Source organism: Rhodohalobacter barkolensis (assembly GCF_002834295.1).
Taxonomy (GTDB): domain Bacteria; phylum Bacteroidota; class Rhodothermia; order Balneolales; family Balneolaceae; genus Rhodohalobacter; species Rhodohalobacter barkolensis.
This window is the reverse complement of sequence record NZ_PISP01000002.1, coordinates 141,064-164,400: the sequence shown is the minus strand read 5'-3', so window position 1 is coordinate 164,400 and position 23,337 is coordinate 141,064. Positions and strand designations below refer to the sequence as shown.

19 protein-coding genes are annotated in these 23,337 nt (G+C 41.3%); 2 read left to right on the top strand and 17 right to left on the bottom strand.

Annotation, left to right across the window (positions count from 1 at the left end; genetic code table 11):
• Positions 1-35: 35 nt before the first annotated feature.
• The 17 genes from CWD77_RS08350 to CWD77_RS08270 form a co-directional block, all read right to left on the bottom strand.
• Positions 36-2,279 (bottom strand): RelA/SpoT family protein, encoded by a 2,244-nt coding sequence (locus CWD77_RS08350; RefSeq protein ID WP_101073113.1) that lies wholly within the window; start codon positions 2,277-2,279, stop codon positions 36-38.
• A gap of 112 nt (positions 2,280-2,391) precedes the next feature.
• Positions 2,392-2,982 (bottom strand): hypothetical protein, encoded by a 591-nt coding sequence (locus CWD77_RS08345; protein ID WP_101073112.1) that lies wholly within the window; start codon positions 2,980-2,982, stop codon positions 2,392-2,394.
• Between the two features lie 117 nt (positions 2,983-3,099).
• Positions 3,100-3,612: a cupin domain-containing protein gene (locus CWD77_RS08340; protein WP_101073111.1), complete on the bottom strand. Its 513-nt coding sequence runs from the start codon at positions 3,610-3,612 to the stop codon at positions 3,100-3,102.
• Positions 3,613-3,625: 13 nt separating this feature from the next.
• Positions 3,626-4,834 carry a GAF domain-containing sensor histidine kinase gene (locus tag CWD77_RS08335; protein ID WP_101073110.1) on the bottom strand — a complete coding sequence of 403 codons (1,209 nt, stop codon included), beginning with the start codon at positions 4,832-4,834 and terminating at the stop codon, positions 3,626-3,628.
• A gap of 2 nt (positions 4,835-4,836) precedes the next feature.
• Positions 4,837-5,199, bottom strand: a complete 363-nt coding sequence (locus CWD77_RS08330; RefSeq protein ID WP_101073109.1) for a response regulator — start codon at positions 5,197-5,199, stop codon at positions 4,837-4,839.
• A gap of 27 nt (positions 5,200-5,226) precedes the next feature.
• Complete coding sequence (locus tag CWD77_RS08325; RefSeq protein ID WP_101073108.1) at positions 5,227-7,401, bottom strand: PAS domain-containing sensor histidine kinase; 2,175 nt, start codon at positions 7,399-7,401, stop codon at positions 5,227-5,229.
• Between the two features lie 148 nt (positions 7,402-7,549).
• Positions 7,550-7,954 (bottom strand): response regulator, encoded by a 405-nt coding sequence (locus tag CWD77_RS08320; RefSeq protein WP_101073107.1) that lies wholly within the window; start codon positions 7,952-7,954, stop codon positions 7,550-7,552.
• Between the two features lie 99 nt (positions 7,955-8,053).
• Entirely contained in the window at positions 8,054-8,716 is a 663-nt protein-coding gene (locus CWD77_RS08315; protein WP_101073106.1) for a response regulator transcription factor, read from the bottom strand.
• Positions 8,717-8,721: 5 nt separating this feature from the next.
• On the bottom strand, positions 8,722-12,948 hold the full coding sequence (locus tag CWD77_RS08310; protein ID WP_101073105.1) for a PAS domain S-box protein: 4,227 nt from the start codon (positions 12,946-12,948) through the stop codon (positions 8,722-8,724).
• An 86-nt stretch (positions 12,949-13,034) separates the two neighbouring features.
• Entirely contained in the window at positions 13,035-14,183 is a 1,149-nt protein-coding gene (gene pheA, locus CWD77_RS08305; protein WP_101073104.1) for a prephenate dehydratase, read from the bottom strand.
• A 3-nt stretch (positions 14,184-14,186) separates the two neighbouring features.
• A complete protein-coding gene (locus tag CWD77_RS08300) occupies positions 14,187-15,902 on the bottom strand; it encodes an ATP-binding protein (RefSeq protein ID WP_101073103.1) in 1,716 nt (571 codons plus the stop codon).
• A 61-nt stretch (positions 15,903-15,963) separates the two neighbouring features.
• A complete protein-coding gene (locus tag CWD77_RS08295; protein ID WP_101073102.1) occupies positions 15,964-17,247 on the bottom strand; it encodes a hemolysin family protein in 1,284 nt (427 codons plus the stop codon).
• Between the two features lie 14 nt (positions 17,248-17,261).
• The gene (locus CWD77_RS08290) at positions 17,262-18,047 is read right to left on the bottom strand and encodes an enoyl-CoA hydratase/isomerase family protein (protein ID WP_101073101.1); all 786 of its coding nucleotides are present in this window, start codon (positions 18,045-18,047) and stop codon (positions 17,262-17,264) included.
• Positions 18,044-18,928: a hypothetical protein gene (locus CWD77_RS08285; protein WP_101073100.1), complete on the bottom strand. Its 885-nt coding sequence runs from the start codon at positions 18,926-18,928 to the stop codon at positions 18,044-18,046. The genes CWD77_RS08290 and CWD77_RS08285 overlap by 4 nt, the downstream gene beginning before the upstream one ends.
• Positions 18,921-19,373, bottom strand: coding sequence for a hypothetical protein (locus CWD77_RS08280; protein ID WP_101073099.1), 453 nt, complete (start codon positions 19,371-19,373; stop codon positions 18,921-18,923). The genes CWD77_RS08285 and CWD77_RS08280 overlap by 8 nt, the downstream gene beginning before the upstream one ends.
• Before the next feature lie 30 nt (positions 19,374-19,403).
• Positions 19,404-20,168 carry a PspA/IM30 family protein gene (locus tag CWD77_RS08275; RefSeq protein WP_101073098.1) on the bottom strand — a complete coding sequence of 255 codons (765 nt, stop codon included), beginning with the start codon at positions 20,166-20,168 and terminating at the stop codon, positions 19,404-19,406.
• Positions 20,169-20,242: 74 nt separating this feature from the next.
• Positions 20,243-21,589: a thymidine phosphorylase gene (locus tag CWD77_RS08270; RefSeq protein ID WP_101073097.1), complete on the bottom strand. Its 1,347-nt coding sequence runs from the start codon at positions 21,587-21,589 to the stop codon at positions 20,243-20,245.
• 98 nt (positions 21,590-21,687) lie between these two features.
• Between CWD77_RS08270 and CWD77_RS08265 the strand changes: the two genes are divergently transcribed.
• Together CWD77_RS08265 and CWD77_RS08260 are read left to right on the top strand one after the other, a co-directional pair.
• Entirely contained in the window at positions 21,688-22,818 is a 1,131-nt protein-coding gene (locus CWD77_RS08265; protein WP_101073096.1) for a 4-phosphoerythronate dehydrogenase, read from the top strand.
• Between the two features lie 284 nt (positions 22,819-23,102).
• Positions 23,103-23,300: a hypothetical protein gene (locus tag CWD77_RS08260; protein ID WP_101073095.1), complete on the top strand. Its 198-nt coding sequence runs from the start codon at positions 23,103-23,105 to the stop codon at positions 23,298-23,300.
• Positions 23,301-23,337 lie beyond the last annotated feature (37 nt).

Sequence of the window (23,337 nt, the reverse complement as noted above, 5' to 3'; positions counted from 1 at the left end):
AAACGCCTACGCAATCGCAAGACACAAACCTTTGATTATTCGTAACGCATTACATTTTTAACTCCCTCAATACGTTCAAGGCGGTTTATGATCTCTTCGAGGTGTTTCAGGTCGCTCACATATATAGTAAGTATCCCTTCAAACATTCCTCCTTCGCTGCTCACGTTAATACTTTTCATATTGGTTTTCAGTGATTTAGAGAGCACCTCAGTAATATCATTTACCAACCCAACACGATCTTCCCCAATAACCCTGACTGCGCCGAGGAATTGAGAATCAATATTTTTGGCCCAGCTTACATCTATAATTCGTTCACTGTCTGTCCGAATCAGGTGATGAGCATTTTTACAGTTCGACCGATGTACTTTTACATCGCCATCTCGACTGATAAAACCTATGACTTCATCACCGGGTATTGGATTGCAACAATTAGCATAGCTGTATTTAACACCACTTAACTCACCTTCAACAAGCAGCGCCTTTGTATCACCTACAGCACGCGCTGTTGAAATATACTTTTCTTGAATTTTGTCTTCATCTATAGCTTTGTCATCCTGTTCATCCGATTCAATCCGGCCTTTACTTTTCAGCTCTTTAACAACCTTATAGAGGTCTTGAACATCAAATGCACCGGCTCCGATTTCATAAAACATCTCTTGGGTATTCTCGAATTTGAACCGATGGGCTACTTTCATCAAATCCTGATCCGTAATCTCGATTTTCCCTTTTGCAGCTTTCTTCTCCCAAAGCTCACGCCCCTCTTCAGCTACCTTCACCTCTTTTTGCTTGATAAACTGGCGGAGCCTGGCTTTCGCTTTATGAGTCACAACATCCTCAATCCAGTCTGCATTGAGGTTAATTTTATTTCCGGTAATAATTTCAACCTGATCGCCACTGTGTAACTTCTGGCGCAGGGGCACCATCTTTCCATTTACTTTGGCAGCAACCGCACGTTCCCCAATCTCACTGTGTATTTCAAATGCAAAGTCGATACAGGAAGCACCTTTCGGCAGGGTTTTTAATTCACCTTGGGGCGTGAAAACATAAATCTCATCCTGGTAAAGGTTGAGCTGAAAATCTTTTACAAATTCTGTAGCAGCGTCCGGTCGCGGGCTGTCTAATACATCGCGCACCCAATGCACAAATTTGTCCAGCTCTTCACTGCCACCGCTTTTGCCCTCTTTATATTTCCAGTGTGCCGCTACTCCGTGTTCGGCAATATCATCCATTTTCCGGGTACGAATCTGCACCTCTACTTTACGTCCCTGTTTGGTAATTACTGTAGTATGAAGTGATTGGTAACCATTGGCCTTCGGTACGGAGATAAAATCTCGAAATCGTTTGGGGATCGGGGTGTACTTGTCGGTTATGATTGAATAGACCCTCCAGCAATCCTCTTTTTGGTGTGGATTTTCCAGAATGATCCGGATAGCAAAAAGATCATAAATCTCTTCGAACGGCTTCTGCTGACGCTGCATTTTCCGATAAATAGAGTAGATATGCTTTGGCCGACCCTTGATCTCAAACTTAAAATTTTGAGCTTTCAGTTCATTTTGAATCGGATCCATAAACTTTTCAATAAACTCTTCGCGGGCGTCTCTTTTTTCTCTCAGCTTACGGACAATAAACTTAAACGAATTCGGGTCTATAACTTTGAAACAGAGATCCTCAAATTCATTCTTGATTTTAAACAGTCCGAATCTGTGCGCCAGTGGAGCATACAACTCCATTGTTTCAGTGGCTTTTTTGAGCTGTTTCTGGCGTGGCAGCGCGGAAATAGTCCGCATGTTGTGCAAACGGTCGGCAAACTTAATCAGCACAACCCTGATATCCTCTGCCATGGATAGGATCAGCTTCATGAAGGTTTCAGCCTGTTTTGTATCCCGGCTTTCAAATACTCCGGAAATTTTTGTCACACCGTCGATGAGGTTTTTGACAATAGGCCCAAACACTTCTTCTGCCTGCTCCAACGTAACAGATGTATCTTCAACTGTATCGTGCAGAAGTGCTGCGGTTACCGATTCATCATCAATATTAAAATCACCGGCCATAATTTTGGCAACTTCAACCGGATGAAGATAGTAGGGTTCTCCTGAAGCTCTATTCACACCCTCATGAGACAAACAACAAAGCTTAAATGCCCTTGTAATAAGATTATCATCAACTTCATCCAGCGAATCATGGCATAGGTTCAGAAGGTCAGTCAGCTCAGTCTGCTGCTGTTTATCAAGTTTGAACTCATCAATCTGTTCGCGGATATCTGTATCCACTTTTGCCATAAACAGTTACTCACGGTTATTTATATTAATAATAAACATTTGGTATTTAAAAACAGTTCAGAAACTGTAAAATACGTAATTCACAAAAACACTGCCTCACTAACTATAAGAGTCAAAATCTAAGCATAACCCCCATAGAAAATCTTTCAGAATCTTTGAAGTCGATATTTTTTGGCTTCACCAGCTGTATAAATCGATATTCAAAAAAGGGTTTCACGTAGGGAATCAGATCTAATTCAGCTCCAAAAAACAGATTCCAAAACAAATTTTCCTCATTGATTCCCTCCAATCTGTTTGGATTTGACAATGAACGCGCAGTCACAAACTCTGAACTGTCTAAGCCTAATCCAATACCTGTGTAAGGCTTAATCAGGCCGAGATTAAACCCTGCCAATGCCGCACTCCCAACATCAAATGCCGATTTTTCCTCAAACACATCCGTACTTAAACCGTTCATTTCGTAACTCACTTTTTTTGTTTCAGAAAAGTAGCTGCCATGAACCCTGATTCTTAAATCCGCAACTGGCGGCAGTTTTAAAACTCTGTATTCCAGCCTTAAGCTGTAGCCGCTTGTCGGAGCTTCACTTCTAATATCCAGGCCGCCACCAATTCCGGTTTGTGAATGGGCCACAATTGGAAGCGATATCGCTGCTGTAAACGCTATGAAAACGATAAAGGATATAGATATTCCGCGATCATACATGTGTTAACGTCCAACATTGAGGTAATAGAGTATATAAATCTTTATATACGTAAAGAATGGAATATTAAAGCTTAAAACAATCTTTCTAATCGCCGCGGCAACGCAAGAAAGAGCTTTTTATCTCCCGAAATCATCTTCCAGACGCACGATATCATTCTCATCTGAAGGGTTTTCCGGGTCAATATGCTGCCAGATTTCAGCGATGATCGCCCACTCATCCAGCCCGACAAGCCGGTGGCGCTCACCCTGCTCGAGCCTGATTGTATCACCGGTATGAAGTGTTTTTAGGGGAGTCTGTTCGTCAGTCTGGCTCACAATAACACCAACTGTTCCGTCTATCACTCTCCAAATCTCTGAACGGCGATAGTGATACTGCCAGCTCAATCTTTTTTCTGGAGCGACCATCAAAAGCTTGGGGCTTAATTTCTTGAACTGAGCAAAATTCGATACATTTAAATCAGGAAAGAATGTCTCAATGAATGCAGAAGCCTGATCTTCTTCTATCACAAAAAATCCACCCCAGGGTCGATCTTTATCGGATGAAATAATTTTAAAATCTTTTTTCTTTAGAAGCTCTTCAGCTTTTTTAAAAACATCTGCCTTGTCTTCGAGGTAATTATTTTGACTCAATGATCAATGTAGTTTATTTACAATCTTCAGTTAATGGAATGTTGATTGAAAATTCAGTTCCCTCGCCCGGCTTACTTGAAACATCAATCGATCCATCGTGAAGATCTACAAAATATTTAACGATCGCTAAACCTAACCCGGTACTTTTTTCGCCGGAGGTTCCACCAGTTGGAGCAGCTGTCCCATTTTGAAACAGGTCTGAAACAGTCGACTTATCCATTCCAATGCCGCTATCTTCTACATTTAGCTGTAGTGAACCGTCCGTCATTGAAAGATCACATTTTACTTGTCCGCCGGCCCTGGTAAATTTAATCGCGTTAGAAAGCAGGTTGCCGAAAATTTGTTCAAATTTATCTTTATCTAAGCAGACTCGCTTTTCAATTTCGAGGTTAATGATCAAATGTACATTCTTGGATTTGGCAACGGGTTTAAAGAGACGTCTCATAGATTTAGATATTTCATCCAGATCCACCTCTTTTAAATTCAAAGAAAACCCTTTCGACTCCATCAGTGAATAGCTAAGTATCTCATCTACCATTTGGTTCAACTGCATGGCACTCTGTTCAAGAAGTTCAATCATCTCTCTCTCCTCTTCTCCTTCAACAATCTCACCCAGCATATTACTCATGCCAATAATCCCATTCAATGGAGATCTCATATCATGGCTGAGCATTTTCATAAGCTTAAGCTTGTGCTCATTCAACTTCTGCAGCTCTTGATTCTGCTTACGAAGTTCCAAACGGGCCATCACTTCTCCGGCTAAAATCTGAAGTTGCTCTTTCTGCTTATCTGACATTTCTCTCTCTTTGTAATCCAAAACACAAAGAGCTCCAACAGCAAATCCCTCCGGGTTAAGAAGGGGGGCACCGAGGTAGTATCTTAGTTTAGGGTCATGAATTACGTAAGAGAAGTTTTTAAATCGAGGATCTTCAGACAGGTTTTTAACTTCCAGTACTTCATTTTGTTTAACCGTGTACTGACATACGGTAATTTCCCGGGCAACTTCACGGGTATCCTCTTCCATTCCCAAGATAGATTTCGCCCACTGACGATCTTTATCAATTAAATTGATTCTTGCAATCGGCACATCACAAATATCTGCTGCTAATTTGGTCAGATCGTCAAACTCTTTTTCGGGAGCTGTATCCAAAATAGAGTAGGAGTAAAGAGCCTCAATTCTTTTCTTCTCAATCTTCACTGGAACATCATTCAAGCTGGACATGATTATGAACCAGCCTTTTCTTTTTGCAGTACTTTCTTTAATTCTGTAAAAGTAATAGGCTTAACAAGATAGCTTAAATAGTCTGTTTCATCGGCTTGCTTGCGGTGATAATCGTCCGAGTTACCCGTGATATAAATCACCGGAACATCTTTGTTCTCCTGCACTTTCTTTACCACATCAATTCCTGAAATACCTGCACCCAGAAAAATATCAACCAGCATTAAATCAGGCTCAAAATCAACGATCGTCTCAAGAGCTTTTTCGCCGGTATGAGCTTTCTTAACTTCGGTATAACCAATTTTTTTCAACATAATTTCAAGGCTTAGCGCCAGAATCATGTCATCTTCTATAATGAGAACTCGCATATCTTTTTTTAAAATTTCAAAGTGTATTTAATTCAGTAAAGAACTTTGTTCTGATGTCAATGAGCTGCTTGAGCCTTTTACATCCATCTGCTCAAACTCTAATATCAATCGGTCTTTTTCATTTTGGTCAAATTTCATCGATCCTTTAATCTGGGATAAGAAAATACTGATCAACAGACTCGGAAATGATTCAGTATTTCCATTTCGCTCAAATAGGCTCACATCCAGTGCATCTCCTTCAAATATCAGGGTGATACGTTCCTCATCTCTTTTGAGTTTCAGAGATAAGTTTTCCCCTTTCAGATCCTTTGAAAACAGGATGTTCATTAATTCATTTACTGCAAGGCCAAAAGGCACCGCTTGATTCAGATTCAAAATCAAAGGAATTGTGTCCATTGTAACCTCGAGCTCACCGGATCCCAGCAAACCCTTTTGCGGCAGTGCCTCCATAATGGTCTTTAGATATTCATCAAACTGAATACTGACCATACTTTCACTGTTGTATAGATTTTCATGAATTTTAGCGATGGAAAAAATCCGGCTGCGAATTTCATTCAGCTTGACCTCCACCTTTGGATCCGGTTCTTCCATAATCTGAAGGTCAATCAACCCGGCCATAACTGCAAGATTATTCTTCACTCTGTGGTGAACCTCCTGCAGAAGTATTTCCTTCTCTCCGAGTGATTTCTGAAGGTCATTTTCCAGTTTTTTCTGATCCGTCAGATCAACATAAATAACGTATGCTGCTTCAACTTTACCCTCATGAACAATTGGAATAGCACTCATTAAAATCGAAAGCTTTTTACCGGTATTGGTAAACCGCACAACCTCTTCGGTGTATGTTTGGCCGGAAAATACATTTTCACTGATTTCTTCAGCGTCGTCCAACTCGTCACCCTCAATCAGCAGTTTATGAACATTCTGACCAACGGCATCCAGTTTTGTATATCCATACAGTTCTGTAAAACTATTATTGATTTTCAGAATTTTATCATCCGGACTAAACATCGCCATTGCAAGTGGAGAACTTTCAAAAAGCTGGGAAAGCATGTCATAGTTTTTGTCCTTCTCCTTTTCAATTTCCACTAAGTCCGTTACATCTGTACCCGTTCCAACTATGAACTCACCTTCATCTGTTTTAAATCTGTTAGCCAAAAAGTGGTAAACCCTGATCCCATTATTCATTGAAATTACTTTTGAAACAATGTGAGTTGAACCAACCTCAAATGCTTCTTTAATGGATCGTACAATTTTTTCATGCTCATCTTCCGGGAAAAACAGTAGTGCATTATTCTCTTCAATTTCATTTTTTGTATAACCCAGATCCTCCATAATGGCATCGTTATACCTAACCATATTCATCTCACTGTCGAGCACATAAAACGTGCCGGGTATACTGTTAATAACCGCCTCTGTAAAAATCTTCTCGTGCTCTAACTGCTTCAGGGTTTCCCGCTGACCTGACACATCTTTGAACGTGTTCAGAGAACGGAGTTTACCATCTTCATTTTTATAAAGAACGGATGAAGCCTCAACAGTCAGCTCTTTTCCGGATTTATGGATGTAGATTTTCTCACCTTCATAAACCGACTTCTTCTCTCTGATTTTCTGAGCTTTTTTGTTTGTAGGATGAGCGGGATCCATGATTAAAGGTCTGCCACCCTCTTTCAATTCACTTCTCGAATATCCCAAAATTTTGCAGGCAGCCGGATTAGCATCAAAAATCTCACCATCAGGAGACGAGATTAAAATTCCGGACATTGAGTTTTTGAACTGCTGTGTATATCTCTCTTCCGATTCACGAAGTGCACGAACCACACTCATGTTTTTACTCACATCCTCAAAAAAGATTAAAACACTCGGTTTGTCTCCCTCTAATAGTGTAATAGAAAGTTTACACCAACTTTTTTTAGGCCGACTTTCTTCCTCAGGGCAGGGCATTGTCAATTCAAACGACTCTTTTTCTCCATCAAAAATACCCCGGAGTCCAAATATAATTTTCAAGGCATAATCATCTCCGGCTTCAACAGCTCGCTGACAGTGCTCGAAATAGTTACTCCCCGGTTGAGCTAAACCCAGTTGGTGAAATACGTCTTTTCCATTTTCCCACTTTTTATTGGTCTCCGCAATTTCACCATCTTCATATACTATTGCCGCCGCACCCGGTAGCGCATCAAAGACTGCATCTTTAATTTTATTCATATCTTGAAAACTTACTCTATTGTCCCGCTCTGATCCATTATTCTAAGTAAGATAATGGCCTCGAGCCTAACATATAAGACGCCGAACACTTAATTTAAATTTAACAGAAATAACGTAGTATTATCTCAATAGCACCTACGCAATACACCTATTCCGTAAAATTCGGTTTGTATGTTTTACCATTTAGAACATGTCCCATAGCTCTGAAAAATTCCTTCCTGGTTGGGTCACTTGAAACGTAGCCGTCAACACCTTTTTTAAACAAAGGTGTTACCAATTCTTGCGATTGATAGATGTGCAGTGCGAGAATTTTAGCTGATGAATATTTTGTCTTTAATTTCTCGATGATATTAAAAGCTGACCGTTCGAAATCCATCAAATCAATTACAAATAGTACATTTTCTGAATTCATATCCAGATCAAACAGTTTGTCGTAAGAAGTAATTTCCACACTGGCTGAATTGTGATACTCTTCCTTAATCAAACTTTCGAAATACTTTGCCCGCGGAGTACGCTCAGCTACAATGATGATATGTGATTTTGCCAACTCCATTTAATGTCAATCTATATAGAGTTGAGCACAAACGGTATCAGTAGTTAAACTTAAAATCCAAATGAATGAATACGTTTATTCACCTAATTGTAAAATGTTTTAATTTCCTTTTCCGGATGATATTAAATTATGCTGAAACGCATATTTGACAAGCCCCGCAGTATTGCGTGCGCCGGTCTTCTGCAGCAGGTTTCGTCTATGAGCATCCACAGTTCTGGAACTAATGTAAAGTTTTTCTGCAATTTCCTGATTGGTATGCTCCTGAACAATCAACTCCAATATTTCCAATTCCCTGTCTGTGATATGTATCGGGTCGGGATCGGTAGATTTGCCTTTCCCTTTTACCAGGTCCATCATGATGCTTTCTGTCGCCTCATCACTAAAGTAATGTTTACCATCCATAATGGCATCAATAGCATCTTTAAGCTCTTTGCGGCCGGCACTTTTCATGATATAGCCTGATGCACCGGCTTGTATCATTTGCCGTATGTGAAGATCATCGTTACTCATGGTTAGTGCTAAAACCTTCACTTCCGGAAATTTCTCTTTCACCTTTCTGGTTGCTGTAATACCATCCATTTCGGGCATATTGATATCCATAACTACAATATCCACGAGCTGGCTTTCGAGCTTTTCCAGGACTTCTTTACCATTCTGTGCTTCGTCTACCACATCAATCCCCGCCTGTGGTTCCAGCATCAATTTAATGCCATCACGCACAATTTTATGATCGTCGGCCAGTAGTATTTTAATATTTGCCATAACAGTTATTCTGATTTTAATGGAACAACGACAGATACAATGGTACCTCTGTCTAAGGTACTGATAATATCTAAATTTGCAGACATTGCACCAACTCTTGTTTTCATACTCCGTAATCCAAGTCCGCTGTTTTCCTTTTCTTTAAGGTTAAACCCTTTACCATCATCTTCTATCGTCAATAAAATTTCCCCCATCGAGTGAATTAACTGCACATTAATCGTTTTTGGTTTCCCGTGCCGAATAGCATTATTGAGCGCTTCCTGCGCAATTCTATACAGGTTGATCTGGATATTCTCGGGCAGTTCTACATTCTCTAAATTGCGATAAAGATAAAACGTGATGTTTGTAGATTTCTTCAATTGATTGACTAACGACTCAATGGCGAGCTCCAATCCATAATCCTGAATCGCCTTTGGCAGCAGGTTTTGTGAAATATTTCGCGTTTCTGAAATAGCGTAATTCAACAAATGCAGTCCATTTTCAAATGTATCCGAAAGTTTACCGGATAGCTTGTCGGCATCTTCAAAAACAGATTTTAAATTCATATTTGCTGCAGAAAGATATTGACCGAGTCCGTCATGCAGTTCTTTTGCAATCCGCTGGCGTTCGCGCTCTTCCCCTTCAATAATGGCGCTGATTGCGCGCTCTTCAGCTCTTCTTTGTTCTGTAATATCATTAACAATAACCAGGCGTTGATGTTTGCCCTGGTAAAAAATATCCGAAGCAGAAATCATCACCTTTAATTTCTCTCCATTTTTTTTGATATGTGTCCACTCCTCAAAGAACGACGGTCCGTTCATCCGATTCTTAGCAGATACTCTTTTTACTTTATTAACATCCTCTTCCGGACGAATATCAAGAATCGTTAACTCTTTAAACTCATCCCGGCTATACCCATATTTTTGAATGGCTGCATCATTCACTTCAGAAAATTGGAAGTTATCAGGATCATAAATCCACATCGGAATCGGATTTTGTTCGAAAAGCAGTCTATACTGTTCTTCCGACTCTTTGAGATGCCGTTCGGCTTCTTTCTGTTCTGTGATGTCATTGGCAATAATCAGCCTATGAATTTTGTCTTCATAAAATATCTCCGAACCGGATAACTCAACCACAAGATGCTCACCCGATTTGGTGACCTGAATCCATGGATCAAACCCGGTGCTTCTCTGTTTGATACTACGCTGAATCTCTTTTTTTATCTCTACAAGATCTTTTTCCCGATGGAGATCATAAATTTTTAACTGCTTGAACTCCTCTTCACTAAACCCATACCTGTTGATGGCTGCCTGATTAACAGTAACGATAAATAGTGTTTCCGGGTCATAAATCCACATTGGAATCGGACTTCTTTCAAACAAAAGTCTATACTGCTCTTCTGATTTTTCAAGTTCTGTTTTTGCAACTTCATCAGCTGTAATATCAGAAATTGTTCCTACCAGGTGTACCGGTTTGTCCTCATCCCCTCGGATAAAATATCCTTTATCCGAAATGATCCTGTAATCACCGTTACCATCTTTAATTCTGTAATTCCCCGCCCAAAATTCATCACCCGATTCCAGGGCGTCCTTTACGCTCTGCATGATGTATTTTTTATCATCAGGATGCAGAAGTGACTCCCACCAGCTAATGTGATTCTGAACTTCTTCTTTATCAAACCCAAACCGGAGTACCCAGCCTTCACTCCACCAAACCTCATCACCATCAAAATTGTGATCATACAAAACGTCATTTGAAGATCTGGCAATAAGCTCAAATCGGTTTCGCTCCGATCTTAGCATCTCCTGATACTCTTCAACCGGCGTCACATCAACCATCGCCCCAATAATTCGCAGCAATTTCCCCTGTTCATCCCGAAACAGTACGGCCGAATCTTTGATGGATCGTACCTGCCCGTCAGCTGCATAAAATCGATATTCGGCGTTCCATTCTTGCTGATGATTTTTTACAGCTTGGTTTAAACTTTCAATAGTAGCTTTTCGGTCTTGCTCGTGTATATGATTCTCCCAAAAATCTTTTTCTTTTTCAAAATCATCTTTTTGATATCCCAGTCCCGTTTCCAGACCCTCACCCCACCAAACCTTATCTGTTTCCGAATTCCATTCCCAGATCACATCCGACACACTGTTTGCAGCTATCTCAAATCGTTGTCGTTCAGATGCTAACTGCTCTTGGATTTGTTTTAATTCAGAAATGTCCTGTACTGTAGTAACCCTGTATGGTTCAGACATTCCGCCGTCATCAACCAAAGACATATTGACCAACCCTGTAATCGTTTCTCCACCCTTCCTTACCATGTCTATTTCAAAAGAAACGGATCCTTTCTTTTCCAAAACCTCTAACTGTTTCTGAACTTTACCGGCTTTTGATTTGTCGTAAAAATTCATGACAGAAATTCCAATTAAATCAGAATCATCATATCCAAATAGATCAGCATAGGCATGGTTTGCCCGCTTTATAACATTGGAATGATTTCCACAAACGGCCAATGCGGTGTTCGATTTTCTGAACACATTTGCCAGCAACTGATTCTCTTCCTCATACTCTATACGCTCCGTTATATCAATATGAGTACCAACCAGCCGTGCAGGATTCCCTTTATCATCCCACTCCACAGTTTTCCCCCTGTCCAGTATCCAAACCCAGTGACCATCCTTATGCCTCATTCGAATTTCACATTCATAGGTTGGCTTTTCACCTTTAAAATAGTCTTCTACTGCTTTTTCGAATACTTCAAAATCATCCGGATGTAACAGATCATTCCAGGTCTCGATGCTGACAGGTTCGAGCTCCTCAAGTGTGTATCCTACCAAATTTGCCCAAACCTCATCGAACTTTGTTTCACCTGTCTGAGGGTGCCACTCCCATAGACCTACATTTGCACTGGTGGTGGTTAGATGCAGGCGCTCTTCATTCTCTCTAAGCTGCTCCTCCATTTTTTTCCGTTCGGAAATATCAAAACCGATCCCGATAGACTTTTCTTCACTAAGGCTAACATTAATCCAGGTCGTTGAGATAATTTCACCGCTTTTGGTCACCAGGTCAAAATCAACCCAACTCCCATCCGATCGTGAAATCTGCTCCTTCGCTTTTTGATAATCTTTTTTCTGAGTTATCAGCTTTAGAATATTTTTTTCGGAGTGGCTGTCGCTTGAGTACCCAAATTTTTCTGCAAAGTATTTATTGACCCTACCAATCTCAGCATCTTTATCGTGCATATTGATAAATACCGGCATGTTATCAAAAATGATTTCAAGATCCTCACGCTCTTGCTTGAGCTGATCTTCCAGCATTTTCTGCTCAGTGATATCGTACCCAATCCCAACAAATGTATTATCACTCAGTACAATATTGGTCCACATCTGCCAGCGGATATCACCATTTTTAGTTGTTACATGATACTCCTTCCAACCCTTGTTTAGGTTTACAATATCTTCAACAACCTCCTCCCGGTATTCCGGATCAGGGTAACACAACTCTAATAGAGATTTTTCATCTATATCATCTTCAGTCCAGCCTAATACATCCTCGTGGTACTTGTTGATTAGTATCAGGTTTTGATCGCTGTCGTACATATTGATCAGTACCGGAATTCGTTCAAAGAGCTTTGTAAACCGCTCTTTTTCCACATCAAGCTCCATTTCAAGCTCTTTACTCTCGGTAATATCTATCGTTACCCCCCTAACCTTCTCTACCGTATCGTCAATACGAATTGACTCACCTCTTGTCCAAAGCCATTTAATTTCGCCGTTGGGTAAAACAATTCTATACCTCACATCGAGCTCTGACCCTTTATCAAGCAGAAAATTTGCCTCCTTTTTAAAAAAATCGATATCTTCGGGATGAATTCTCTCATAAACATCTTCCAGGGTTAAATCCACATTTGGATGATAACCGAAGAGAACATGGTGGTTTTCTGATGTTTTATATTTATTCTCTTCAACAAAATACTCCCATGTAGCCATTTTAGCGGCGTTCAGAGCCATATTCAGCCTCTTTTCTTTCTCTTCCAGCTTTTGCTGATTTTTAGTCACATACCTTTCATAACTCTTCATCATAAAAAATAGACCAATAGCCGTAAGAGTAATGTAAAACAGACCTTTCGCGGTTTGGAATGACGTAAGCATTAATGGTTCTTCAATCAACCATTCCAGAAAGGCATCAGTTGTTGTGATCCATATAACTGCAAATAAAAAGTAGATCAGCGTTATTCGAAGAGGGGTAAACTTCATAGAAGATATAATTCTGTTTTCAACACTTTACCAAATAGAACTTTAGCTGTCAAGCAGCAAGGGGAGTTTAATCTAATACGATTCAGTTACCACTTCCCTTTTCTTACAGGATAGCTGCCCAAAACTTTAATGTATTGAGCTTTTTTGCTCAGTTTATTCAAGGCTTCTCCCAATTGATGATCATTCTTATTCCCGGCCAAATCCAGATAAAAAAGAGATTGCCATGGATGGCCCAATCTTGGCCTCGACTCAAGCTTTGTCATATTGATTCCTGAATCACCCAATATATTCAGGCATTTTAGAAGTGCCCCTTTCTCATCAACTGTAGCAAATATCAGAGACGTTTTACAGTCGAGTTGCGGATCACACTTAATCGACTCGCGGCTCACAACCACAAACCGGGTGTAGTTTTCTTTTTGGTTGGCCATATCCCGGTGAATAATTTTCAAACCATAGATTTCTGCTGCGTAAGAGCCCGCAATTGCCGCCTGTGACAGATCCGCATCATCCCGTACTTTTCGTGCCGCCATTGCCGTGTCAAAGTAAGATTCTACATGGCATCGGGTTAAACCGGCCAAAAATTTACTGCACTGTGCAATTGCCTGCGGATGAGATAAAATTCGCCGTATATTTGACAGCTCTACATGTTCCGGGGCCATTAAACAGTGATTAACCTGCAACACCTCTTCCCCTATTATAAAAAGTTCTTTCTCCGCCAGCAGGTCATAGGTATCGTTAATAGAACCCGCTGTTGTATTTTCGATAGGCAAAAATGCCACATCTGCATCTCGCTTTTCAACGGCCTCTGCAGCCTCATCAAACCGTTTATACCCGATGCACTCCACCGTTCCGTACCTCGGCTCAAAATGCCTCATTGCTGCTTGATGACTGTAGGCACCATCTGTCCCCTGATAAGCAACTTTAATCGACTCCTCGCCCGACTTTTCATTTTGATGATCGACCAGTGCATGAGTCTGATATCGAACAGAATACTGAATAATTTCGCGGTACATCTGCTCCAAAAAATAGGGGTCTACGCCCTCTTTTGCCGCTATCTGCTTTAACTTTTCAATTAACTTCTCCTCTCGTTCCGGATCACGCACCTCTGTGGCTGATGAGAGTTTATCGGTCAATACTTTTTTAACAATGCGCTGTCGCTCACCCAGCGATTTAACAATCGTTTCATCTATTTGATCAATCGCCTGCCGGATTTCATCAAGTGATTTTTCAGCCATGAGCTATCGAATTGTCATTTTCAGTTCTTCAATTCTGTTTAAAATCTTCTCCCTGTCCATCTTTCTGTACTGTTCCGGTAAAAGAGCTTTCGAGGTACACTCTGTAACCGCAACTAGAGTTTGAAGTTCCACTTCCTCGGGATAGGTTGGGGGGATAAAATCTTCAAAAACGTCATCCAGAAGTTCAGGAGTAACTTCCTCCAATCCCTGCGATGCGGCTCTGAATTTAGCCCGCGTCAATGCAGCTTCCATATCAGCACCTGAGTACGTTGTTTTATCTTTCTTAACCGCTTTAGGAACATACTCTTCAGATAATTTCAGATTTGTTTTTTTCTTCATTACATCAAAAAGTTCCACTCTCTCTTCAAGTGTATCCGGCGGGAAAAGTGAAATATGTTCTTCGGCTCGTCCCTGACGTTTCAGGTCTATCGGCATCAGATCCGGGCGTGCAGTCATTAAAAACCATAAGATCCTCCCCCGGTTGGATGTATCACTCATAGCCGTTGCAATTTGTGAAAACACTCGGCTCGACACACCACTGTCGCCCGAAGCCGACCGATCGCCCAGATAGGCATCTGCTTCATCAATCATCACGGCTACAGGGGCCATCGCTTTCAGCAGAGTGAGAATTTTTTCCAGGTTTCCCTCTGTAACTCCCTGCCACTGACTTCTAAAGTTTTTCAATTTTACCATCGGTATTCCAACCTCACCGGCAAATGATGTTACCAGAAATGTTTTTCCTGTTCCTACCGGTCCGCAAACCAGGTATCCCATAGGGAGTACATCCCGCCTGCCGTGCTTCAGGGCCTCCACAGCACTTCGCAGATGCTTTTTCACGTTTCCGTGGCCGGCAACGGCGTCCAAAGAACTTTGTGATGGAATAAACTCAATCAACCCGTAAGCTTCTGATTCAATCAGCTCTTTCTTGATTGTTGTTAAGGATTGAAAAGTAATGGTTTCACCGTTTTCAACGGCATTGGAAAGTATGGATTTGAGCTTTAAATAACCCAACCCGGCAGTCATCTGAGCAACAACGGGCTTGGGTACTTTTGATATCTTTTCAAATTCATCAGGATGAATTTGGTTTACCAGGTAATTTAACCTTTCGTCCTCGTTTGGAAGAGTAATCCGCACACTGGATGTGTATGGATTTTGAACCAGTGACCGGTTCAGATCCGCCATATTCTCAGTCAAAAGTGTAGTGGTAAAGTCTGATGCCAGAAATAGCGGATCGTGTGCCCATTTCAACAGATAGACCAGGGCATTTCGATCTTCTGTCCCTGTGCTTCCCGCTTCATTTGCCGGAATTATCGTTTCAGCATAATCAATAATCAGCGCAATGCTCTTTTTCTGCTCAAGCCGAACTCTGAAATATTGCTCAAGTACAGAAAAAGCTCCTACCGGATCTTTAGGTAACTTTTTTGAATAGTCGGTTCCGGCAATGGTATCCCGACCCGAAAGTGCCCGGTTAAAATCTTTTTGAGTCTCCTGATCCCGAAAATAAATCCCGGACGAGCGATCATAAAAAATGACGATATCGCGGGCCCCAAAGAAATCTTCTGCGAGGAATGTTTTTAACCGCAAAAAATTGTTTGTGCTGCTTCCATCACCCACAGAAACTAAATCGTGAACATTTCCATGCAGAATAAACTGGTTGAGTGTTCGGCTCAGATATTTTTTAGCTAAAAACTGAGCCCACCGTGGATATTGAGTTAACATATCAATTGGGTTAAGTGATGTTGCAGAATTGTTTCTTTTGACTCGGCAGCTTTTACGAATACTACGCAGTAGATCCGTAAATGATCTTTACCGTTTCAATTCGGCTTTGAGTAGCCTTACTGATTATGAAAATATTACCCTGGATTAAAATTTCTTCGTTCACCTTTGGGATTCGTCCTACATGGCTGATAATGTATCCTGCCAGAGTTTCAAATTCATCTTCTATATCCTGGAGTTCAATTTCCGGGTACTTCTCTTCCAGTTCATCCAACTCAACATTACCCGACACCACATAAGTGTTATCTGCGATCTTTTTAATCACCTCATCAGTCTTGTCATACTCATCCTGAATGTCGCCAACAACCTCTTCTATTAAATCTTCGATGGTGACCATTCCCGCCGTACCCCCATACTCATCAATCACTATGGCAACAGAAACATTACTTTGGCGAAACTCCTGTAATAGATCCTTCGATTTTTTACTGGACGGAATCAACTTAACGGGGCGCAGAATATCCCCGATATTTTCCGGATTATTGAACAGATCGTAAGCAAAAACCACCCCGATCACATCATCAATATTATCCTGATAAACCGGTATTTTTGAGTAACCTGAGGTGATAAATAGATTTTTCAGATCCTCTATTGAAGAATTTCTATCTATTGCAACAATTTCGGTCCGGGGAACCATCGTATCCCGCACTCTTTTATTCGAGAGCTCAAGAACATTGTGCAGTATTTCAGAATCATCCTGATCGATATACTCACTGCCTCCACTGTCTCGCAACTCTTTGAATATCATTTCAACATCCTGACGCCTGAATATTTTTTCACTTCGTTCATTTCCAACCTTCAGCCATTTCACTAAAATACCTGAGCTTGAATTGGAAAGTATTATCAGTGGTCTCAGGATAAAATTCATAATCCGTAAAGGCACAGCTATCACTTTCACCATAAAATCTGCCTGGATTCGGAAGATCGCTTTTGATAAAATTTCACCAAACAAGAGGATGATAACTGAAGCTATCATGGTTTGAATAAAAAGCACCATTCCCACAGAAGGCTCATATTCAAATAAAGAGTTGTAGATTCGATTCACCGGCTCAACCAGGAAAATTGCCATGAGCGTTGCATAAAGAACATTGACGATATTATTTCCCACCAGGGTTGTTGTAAGAAAAATCTCCGGCTTTTCACTGAAATAGGCTAAAGAGCGTCCGGTTAATGTATTCTTTCGCGATTCAATTTCGAGCTTTAGTCGGTTAGCAGAAACAAACGCCATTTCTGATCCCGAAAAGAATCCACTCAACAGAATGGTAATAGTAATAATGATAAATTCAGGCATTCTATATGTTCAGCTTATCTGCCTTGAAAATTTGCTTTTCTTTTTTCCAGAAAAGCGGTGGTTCCTTCTTTAAAATCTTCTGTTTCGCAAAGTTCACCAAACAGTTCAGCCTCGTCAGAAAACCCTTTTACCCTGAAGCCTGTATTAACTGAAGCAATGGCTTTGGAAAGCGCGACAGGTCCGTTTTTTAACATTTTTGAAGCCAGTTCCCTCGCTTTCTCCACACCTGCTCCCTGAGGTACTACTTGACTTGCTAATCCTGTACTCAAAGCTTCTTCAGCTTTCATCTGTCCGCCGGTCAGGATCAGTTCCATCGCCTTGGATTTTCCTACTAACTGAGGAAGCCGTTGGGTGCCACCGTATCCGGGAATGAGGCCAAGCCCTACTTCCGGCAGACCAAACACCGCGTTCTCTTCAGCAATCCGAATATGGCACGCCATCGCCAGCTCCGCTCCGCCACCAAGAGCATATCCATTCACTACTGCAATGACGGGTTTTGAACAGTTTTCAAGTGCAAAAAATACTTTTTGGCCACGCACCGACTGCTTTTCTCCCTGTTTCTTATTTAATGTATTAAGCTCCTTGATATCTGCCCCTGCAACAAATGCTTTCTCACCGGCACCGGTTACAACCACTGCCCGGATATCTTCATCCTTTTCTATTTTCTTTACGGCTTTCTCCAGTTCGTCGAGAACTGTGTTATTTAGAGCATTTAATTTATCAGGGCGATTGACCGTCAGAACTGCGATTCCATTCTCGTCCGTTTCGAGCAGCAGCGTGTCAAAATTGTATGATGTCATGATTTGGTTTTTACTTTTTGTTCTGTCTCTTTATGAAGGGCTTCTGCCTCTTTTCTTAATTCAGCAAGTTCAAGTTCATGGTCAATATTTTCAAATCCCGGCATGAGATCTTGATCCAACTCCTCAATAATTTGAGTCGTCTCTTCCATCTCTGTTACAAGGTGGTCGAGCTGCATTCCAACATCCTCTGCGTTTGGCATGGTAATAGATTGCTCATAAATATAGCGAATTGCATCTTCAATCGTCTCAAGGTGTGTTTCACAAATCAGAAATTTCTCTTTGGCTACATCAAATTTTTTCAATCTCTTTTTCAGGATTTCGAGTCTCCGTTCACGAGTCTTTTTAAGCTTTTCAGACTCCGTAGCGTCCATTTCTGTTTCCTGATCAGCTACTTTTTTACGAATCTCATCTTCCACTTCAGAGTTCATATAGATCAAAAAACGCCGGTTCATCTCCAACAGTGTCAAATAGGTTGAGAGGAGATCCTCCATTTTATTTCGGATATGATCCAGCATACCCTGTGAACTGTAGGGCAGAGATTCAAAGTTTTTCCGAACCTCATTGGTGATATGTTTCAAAACTAAAAATCTTTTCTGCGAACGGGCATCCAAACCGTGAAAAAGGTTTTTGTCACCGTTAACTTCCTGACGCTCCTTCTTCTTTTTCAGGCGAATGTTTTTACGAAAGGCGGGTAAATTTGGAACTACGCCAAGGTAAATTAACTCCGCACCAAAAGTAAACGACAGAATTGTGCTGGATATAAAGCCCATACCACTGAAAACCAATGCAGAGATAGTACCTGCCAATAAACACACCAAATTGATTGGGTAGAGAAATGCCTCTTTTGTAAAATTGATTTTTTCTTCGGTCTCTTTACTCATCTTCTTTCAGTTTTTCACCGGAATTATCCAGATCAGTGCCTTCCTTTTTACCTACAGTTTTATCAACATGTAATCCATTTGCCTGCTCTTCAATTTCACTGTAGAGCAATCCCATCTCCAGCTTAATCTGCTTCAGTGTATCCTTAGCCTTCTCTTTTTTCATCTGCTCATCAAGCTCAGCTTCGTCGGGTTGATCCGTCATCAGGTGATCCATGGCAACGTCTAACCGTGCTTCCATGCCCGCCATTTTAGTTCGAACCTTACCCAAAAACTCATCCACAGAGGCGAGCAGTTCATCCGCGTTCATCTGATGTAATGCATTACTCACATTTTTCACATAACCTGAACGGCGAATCTTCTCTTTCGCATCCTTAATTTTACGATAGTGCTCTTTATACTCCTCTTTGAGCCTTTCGCGTTCCTGTTCACTGTTTGATGATGACATAACTATACACCTTTAATTCAGAGAAATCGGTTACGACTTCGTGCGATCGCGACCCACTGTTTTTCCGGAATCTGAAGATTCTTTACTGCTTTCCTCAACATCAATTTTCTTCTCTTCCTGATCAACCTTGGGAGCCTTGCCCATTTCTTGTTTAAACTGGCTGACTAACTCCTGGGCGCGTAATTTTTCGGCATTGGCTTCAATTTCCATCGTTTCGGTATCCACGCTTTCCAGGGCAATTTCCATCCTTGCCTCGTTCCGGGCCGTGTTTTCATTCAGGCGACTCAGCATTTCGTTATGAGTTTGATCCAGCCCGCCGGTTTCGAACGACTCCAATGCGTCTGCCACTCGCGACTGCCACTCGGCTCGCTCACTTGCTCTAAGTGCTTCACGCGCCTCTTTTATTTTGCGGTCTTTCTCACGCATAAAAGCTTTCTTTACCTTTAGCGCTTTTTCGTATGCCTGATCCGCAAATTTCAGCTGCTCTTTGGAGTGCTCAAGATTTTCGCGAGCTTTTTCGAGCTGAAGAGCATAACCTTCTGCTAAATCATCCCGATCTGCATTGATGGCTGATTTAATTTTCGCCGTTACCTCACTGATCTGCTTTTCATAACGATCCACCTCTTTTTTAAGCATGACAGCATTGGCTTTCACCGTGGCAATATTTTCATTCATTTGGGGAATCTGATCATTCAGTTCCCGGATATTTTGCTCAAGAATGAGTTTTGGATCTTCCATTGAGCTTACAAAACCGCCAAACATTGACTTAATTGCGCGTATAAATCTTTGAAACATGGTATTTAGATTAATTTAATGCCCGTATCATTCGTAGTTATAAATGTACTCTTTTTTCCGGGTTGAGCAACGTTTTATCCATCAAAATCATGAATTCCATCTTTATCAACCCGATGTGTGATTCTGCGAAGAGGTTTAGGCTCAATGTCTCTAATTGTTATCGCCTCAACTATTCCTTTTTTAGCAGCATCTAACATTTCTTCCTTGTTCGTGTGAAGAGTGGCAATTGTTTCACCCTTTTCAACATTATCACCGATTTTTTTGTGTAAAACAAATCCGGCCTGAGGGTCTACCTCATCTTCTTTTGCCCTTCTTCCGGCTCCAAGTTCAACCGAAACCATGCCCAGTGCAAAAGCGTCCATCTCTGTAACGTATCCCGAGCGATCAGATTTCACCGGTGTGACTGACTCAGCTTTTGGATACGATTCCGGATCTTTTACAAAACTTGAATCTCCTCCCTGCTCCTCAACTATATCGATCCATTTTTGAAGAGCGGCCCCGCTGTCTACAGCTTGGTAGCTCATCTCAATTCCTTCCTCTACTGAAGAAGCTTTCTCTCCAAGATAGATCATGGTTCCTGCAAGCAAATGCGTAATCTCCATTACATCATCCGGACCGCCGCCATTTAGGCAATCGATTGACTCTTTTACTTCCAGCCAGTTTCCAACCGCATTTCCGAGAGGCTGTTCCATATTTGTAAGGTAGGCGATGGTTTGTTTTCCAAACTCCTCACCAATTCCAACCAGTGTCTTGGCCAGTTCTGCGGCATCTTCATGACGCTTCATAAATGCACCTGATCCAAATTTAACATCCAGAACAAGAGCGTCAATACCCTCAGCCAGTTTTTTACTCATAATGCTGCCGGCAATCAGTGGAATAGATTCAACAGTTGCCGTCACATCACGCAGGGCATATAGGCGTTTATCGGCCGGCGCAATTTCTTCGGTCTGACCCACCAAAACCAGATTCTGTTTCTGAAGAATTTCCTTATAACGATCCAAATTCACATCAACCGTAAAGCCGGGTATGGATTCCAGTTTATCCAGCGTGCCTCCGGTATGCCCTAAACCCCGCCCGGATATCATCGGCACCGGCACTCCACAGGAGGCAACAATCGGGGCCAGAATCAACGAAAGTTTATCGCCAACTCCCCCGGTCGAGTGTTTGTCCACTTTGAGTCCGGAGGTTTCACTCAAATCGACCACAATACCGCTGTGAAGCATTGATTTTGTAAGGTAAGCCGCTTCTTCAGTATTCAGGCCATTCAAAAATGAAGCCATTAAAAATGCACTCATTTGATAGTCGGGCACTTTATCATCGGTATAGGCGCGTATCAGATAAGAGATCTCCTCTTCAGACAGTACTTCTCCATCTCTTTTTTTTCGAATCAGAGTAACAACGTTATAACTTTGGTCAGACATTCAACTAATTTCTTTTCAATCTGTTTAAAAGACAGTGATTTGTAAACTTACTCAATATACATAATTTGATCGTTCATCACGGAATCAAACATGCATTTATGACTGTCAACTTACTGGCTGATCAATACCTTCAATATTTAGATGAGCTTCTCCCGGAAGAAGTTCGGCTTACTCGTTTTGATCCTGCAAAAGGCCTTCCTGATCACACTTCCTCTTTTAATGCACTTTTGGTTCGTACGGTAACCCCGATTAACGCCGAATCTCTACCGGATGTAGGCAAACTTAAATTTATAGGAACCGGAACTGCCGGAACTGACCATATTGATCACGGATTCCTGAAAAGAGAAGGAGTTGCATTTTCACAGTCGGAAGGATGCAATGCAAATGCTGTGGCCGAATTTGTGATCACCGGTCTGTTCTATTGGGCATGGAAAACGGATACGGACCTTTACTCAAAAAAGGTAGGCGTTGTTGGGTGCGGCAATACCGGAGGTTCTGTGATTCGACTTCTTAAAAAACTGAATATTGATTATGTAGCGTACGACCCTCCAAAAGCGGAAAGTGAAACCGGTTTTATATCAGCTGCTGAAGCTGAACTACTGAAAGCCGACATTCTTACTTTTCATACTCCGCTCAATCCATCCGGCAAGCATCCCACCGTACATCTGGCTGACAAAAAATGGCTGCAAAACGGGTTTGATTTGATCATCAACACCAGCAGGGGTGGTGTGGTGAATGAAAAATCGATGTTTGAACTTTGGCAATCGCAAGCGATTCGGAACTACATACTGGATGTCTGGGAAGGGGAACCCGACTTTAACAATCAAATTGCAAAACATGCTCTGATTGCCACTCCGCATATTGCCGGTTACTCGGAAGAAGCTAAATTTAAAGCCACTGAAATTGTTCTGTCGAAACTGCTTAATTTTTTCGACTTAAACGTGAATCCAAACGCTCGGCCAAAACAGTTTAAAGCATCACAATTTAAATACAGCTCCGGCTATTCAATTGCTGAACTCCTCTGGCAAAACAATCAAATTAATTTCTACGATACAGAACTTCGGAAACTCATTGGGTTACCCTCGGAAAAGAAAAGCAAAGGATTTGCTGACCTGAGATCTAAAACCGCCCTTCGTCATGAATATAGTGCGATGCTCAAATCGAAAGAAGTACAGCAAAATGCGCCTCAAGAGTTTCAAATATTTGATCATTCTGCAACTGACAAATAATTCACCGTAAATATCTTAAGCAGAATTCAAACCTCTAAAAAAAGACCCACATCAAGGTTAGAATAATAAATAACCAAACTGCAATTTTTAGCGATACCGGCTGTTTGGGAAATTCATATCCGCAAATGGGGCAAACTTCAGCCTTTGAATCTACCTCCATTGCACAGCCGGGACACTCTTTTTTCTTCATATTCCTAAGCAATCTCGGGGTTAAATTTTTTCTGCTAACAATTTTCTGCTATTCTCGTAATGGATTAAAAACCGAACATAAAATACAAAAAGATATGGCAGGACAAGGATCAGGCGGCAATGTGATTGCTGCACTCGCAAGTTTAATCATCCCGGGGCTCGGGCAACTTCTACAGGGACGACTCATAATATCTGTCGTAATGTTTGTTTCGGCAGCTGTTCTTTGGGTTATACTGCTTGGATGGGTAATCCATCTTTGGTCAATTCTGGATGCTGCAAAATTTAAACCCTAATTCTTTGGGTGTAAATTCAGATTCGTAAAAGGCACTA

What these genes read in the sequence shown, in the direction of transcription:
- CWD77_RS08300 (WP_101073103.1), bottom strand. Translation starts at nt 15,902, where the DNA reads ATGTTAACTCAATATCCACGGTGGGCTCAGTTTTTAGCTAAAAAATAT.
- CWD77_RS08320 (WP_101073107.1), bottom strand. Translation starts at nt 7,954, where the DNA reads ATGGAGTTGGCAAAATCACATATCATCATTGTAGCTGAGCGTACTCCG.
- pheA (WP_101073104.1), bottom strand. Translation starts at nt 14,183, where the DNA reads ATGGCTGAAAAATCACTTGATGAAATCCGGCAGGCGATTGATCAAATA.
- CWD77_RS08345 (WP_101073112.1), bottom strand. Translation starts at nt 2,982, where the DNA reads ATGTATGATCGCGGAATATCTATATCCTTTATCGTTTTCATAGCGTTT.
- CWD77_RS08275 (WP_101073098.1), bottom strand. Translation starts at nt 20,168, where the DNA reads ATGTTTCAAAGATTTATACGCGCAATTAAGTCAATGTTTGGCGGTTTT.
- CWD77_RS08265 (WP_101073096.1), top strand. Translation starts at nt 21,688, where the DNA reads ATGACTGTCAACTTACTGGCTGATCAATACCTTCAATATTTAGATGAG.
- CWD77_RS08270 (WP_101073097.1), bottom strand. Translation starts at nt 21,589, where the DNA reads ATGTCTGACCAAAGTTATAACGTTGTTACTCTGATTCGAAAAAAAAGA.
- CWD77_RS08310 (WP_101073105.1), bottom strand. Translation starts at nt 12,948, where the DNA reads ATGAAGTTTACCCCTCTTCGAATAACGCTGATCTACTTTTTATTTGCA.
- CWD77_RS08295 (WP_101073102.1), bottom strand. Translation starts at nt 17,247, where the DNA reads ATGCCTGAATTTATCATTATTACTATTACCATTCTGTTGAGTGGATTC.
- CWD77_RS08330 (WP_101073109.1), bottom strand. Translation starts at nt 5,199, where the DNA reads ATGCGAGTTCTCATTATAGAAGATGACATGATTCTGGCGCTAAGCCTT.
- CWD77_RS08290 (WP_101073101.1), bottom strand. Translation starts at nt 18,047, where the DNA reads ATGACATCATACAATTTTGACACGCTGCTGCTCGAAACGGACGAGAAT.
- CWD77_RS08325 (WP_101073108.1), bottom strand. Translation starts at nt 7,401, where the DNA reads ATGAATAAAATTAAAGATGCAGTCTTTGATGCGCTACCGGGTGCGGCG.
- CWD77_RS08260 (WP_101073095.1), top strand. Translation starts at nt 23,103, where the DNA reads ATGGCAGGACAAGGATCAGGCGGCAATGTGATTGCTGCACTCGCAAGT.
- CWD77_RS08350 (WP_101073113.1), bottom strand. Translation starts at nt 2,279, where the DNA reads ATGGCAAAAGTGGATACAGATATCCGCGAACAGATTGATGAGTTCAAA.
- CWD77_RS08280 (WP_101073099.1), bottom strand. Translation starts at nt 19,373, where the DNA reads ATGTCATCATCAAACAGTGAACAGGAACGCGAAAGGCTCAAAGAGGAG.
- CWD77_RS08335 (WP_101073110.1), bottom strand. Translation starts at nt 4,834, where the DNA reads ATGTCCAGCTTGAATGATGTTCCAGTGAAGATTGAGAAGAAAAGAATT.
- CWD77_RS08315 (WP_101073106.1), bottom strand. Translation starts at nt 8,716, where the DNA reads ATGGCAAATATTAAAATACTACTGGCCGACGATCATAAAATTGTGCGT.
- CWD77_RS08285 (WP_101073100.1), bottom strand. Translation starts at nt 18,928, where the DNA reads ATGAGTAAAGAGACCGAAGAAAAAATCAATTTTACAAAAGAGGCATTT.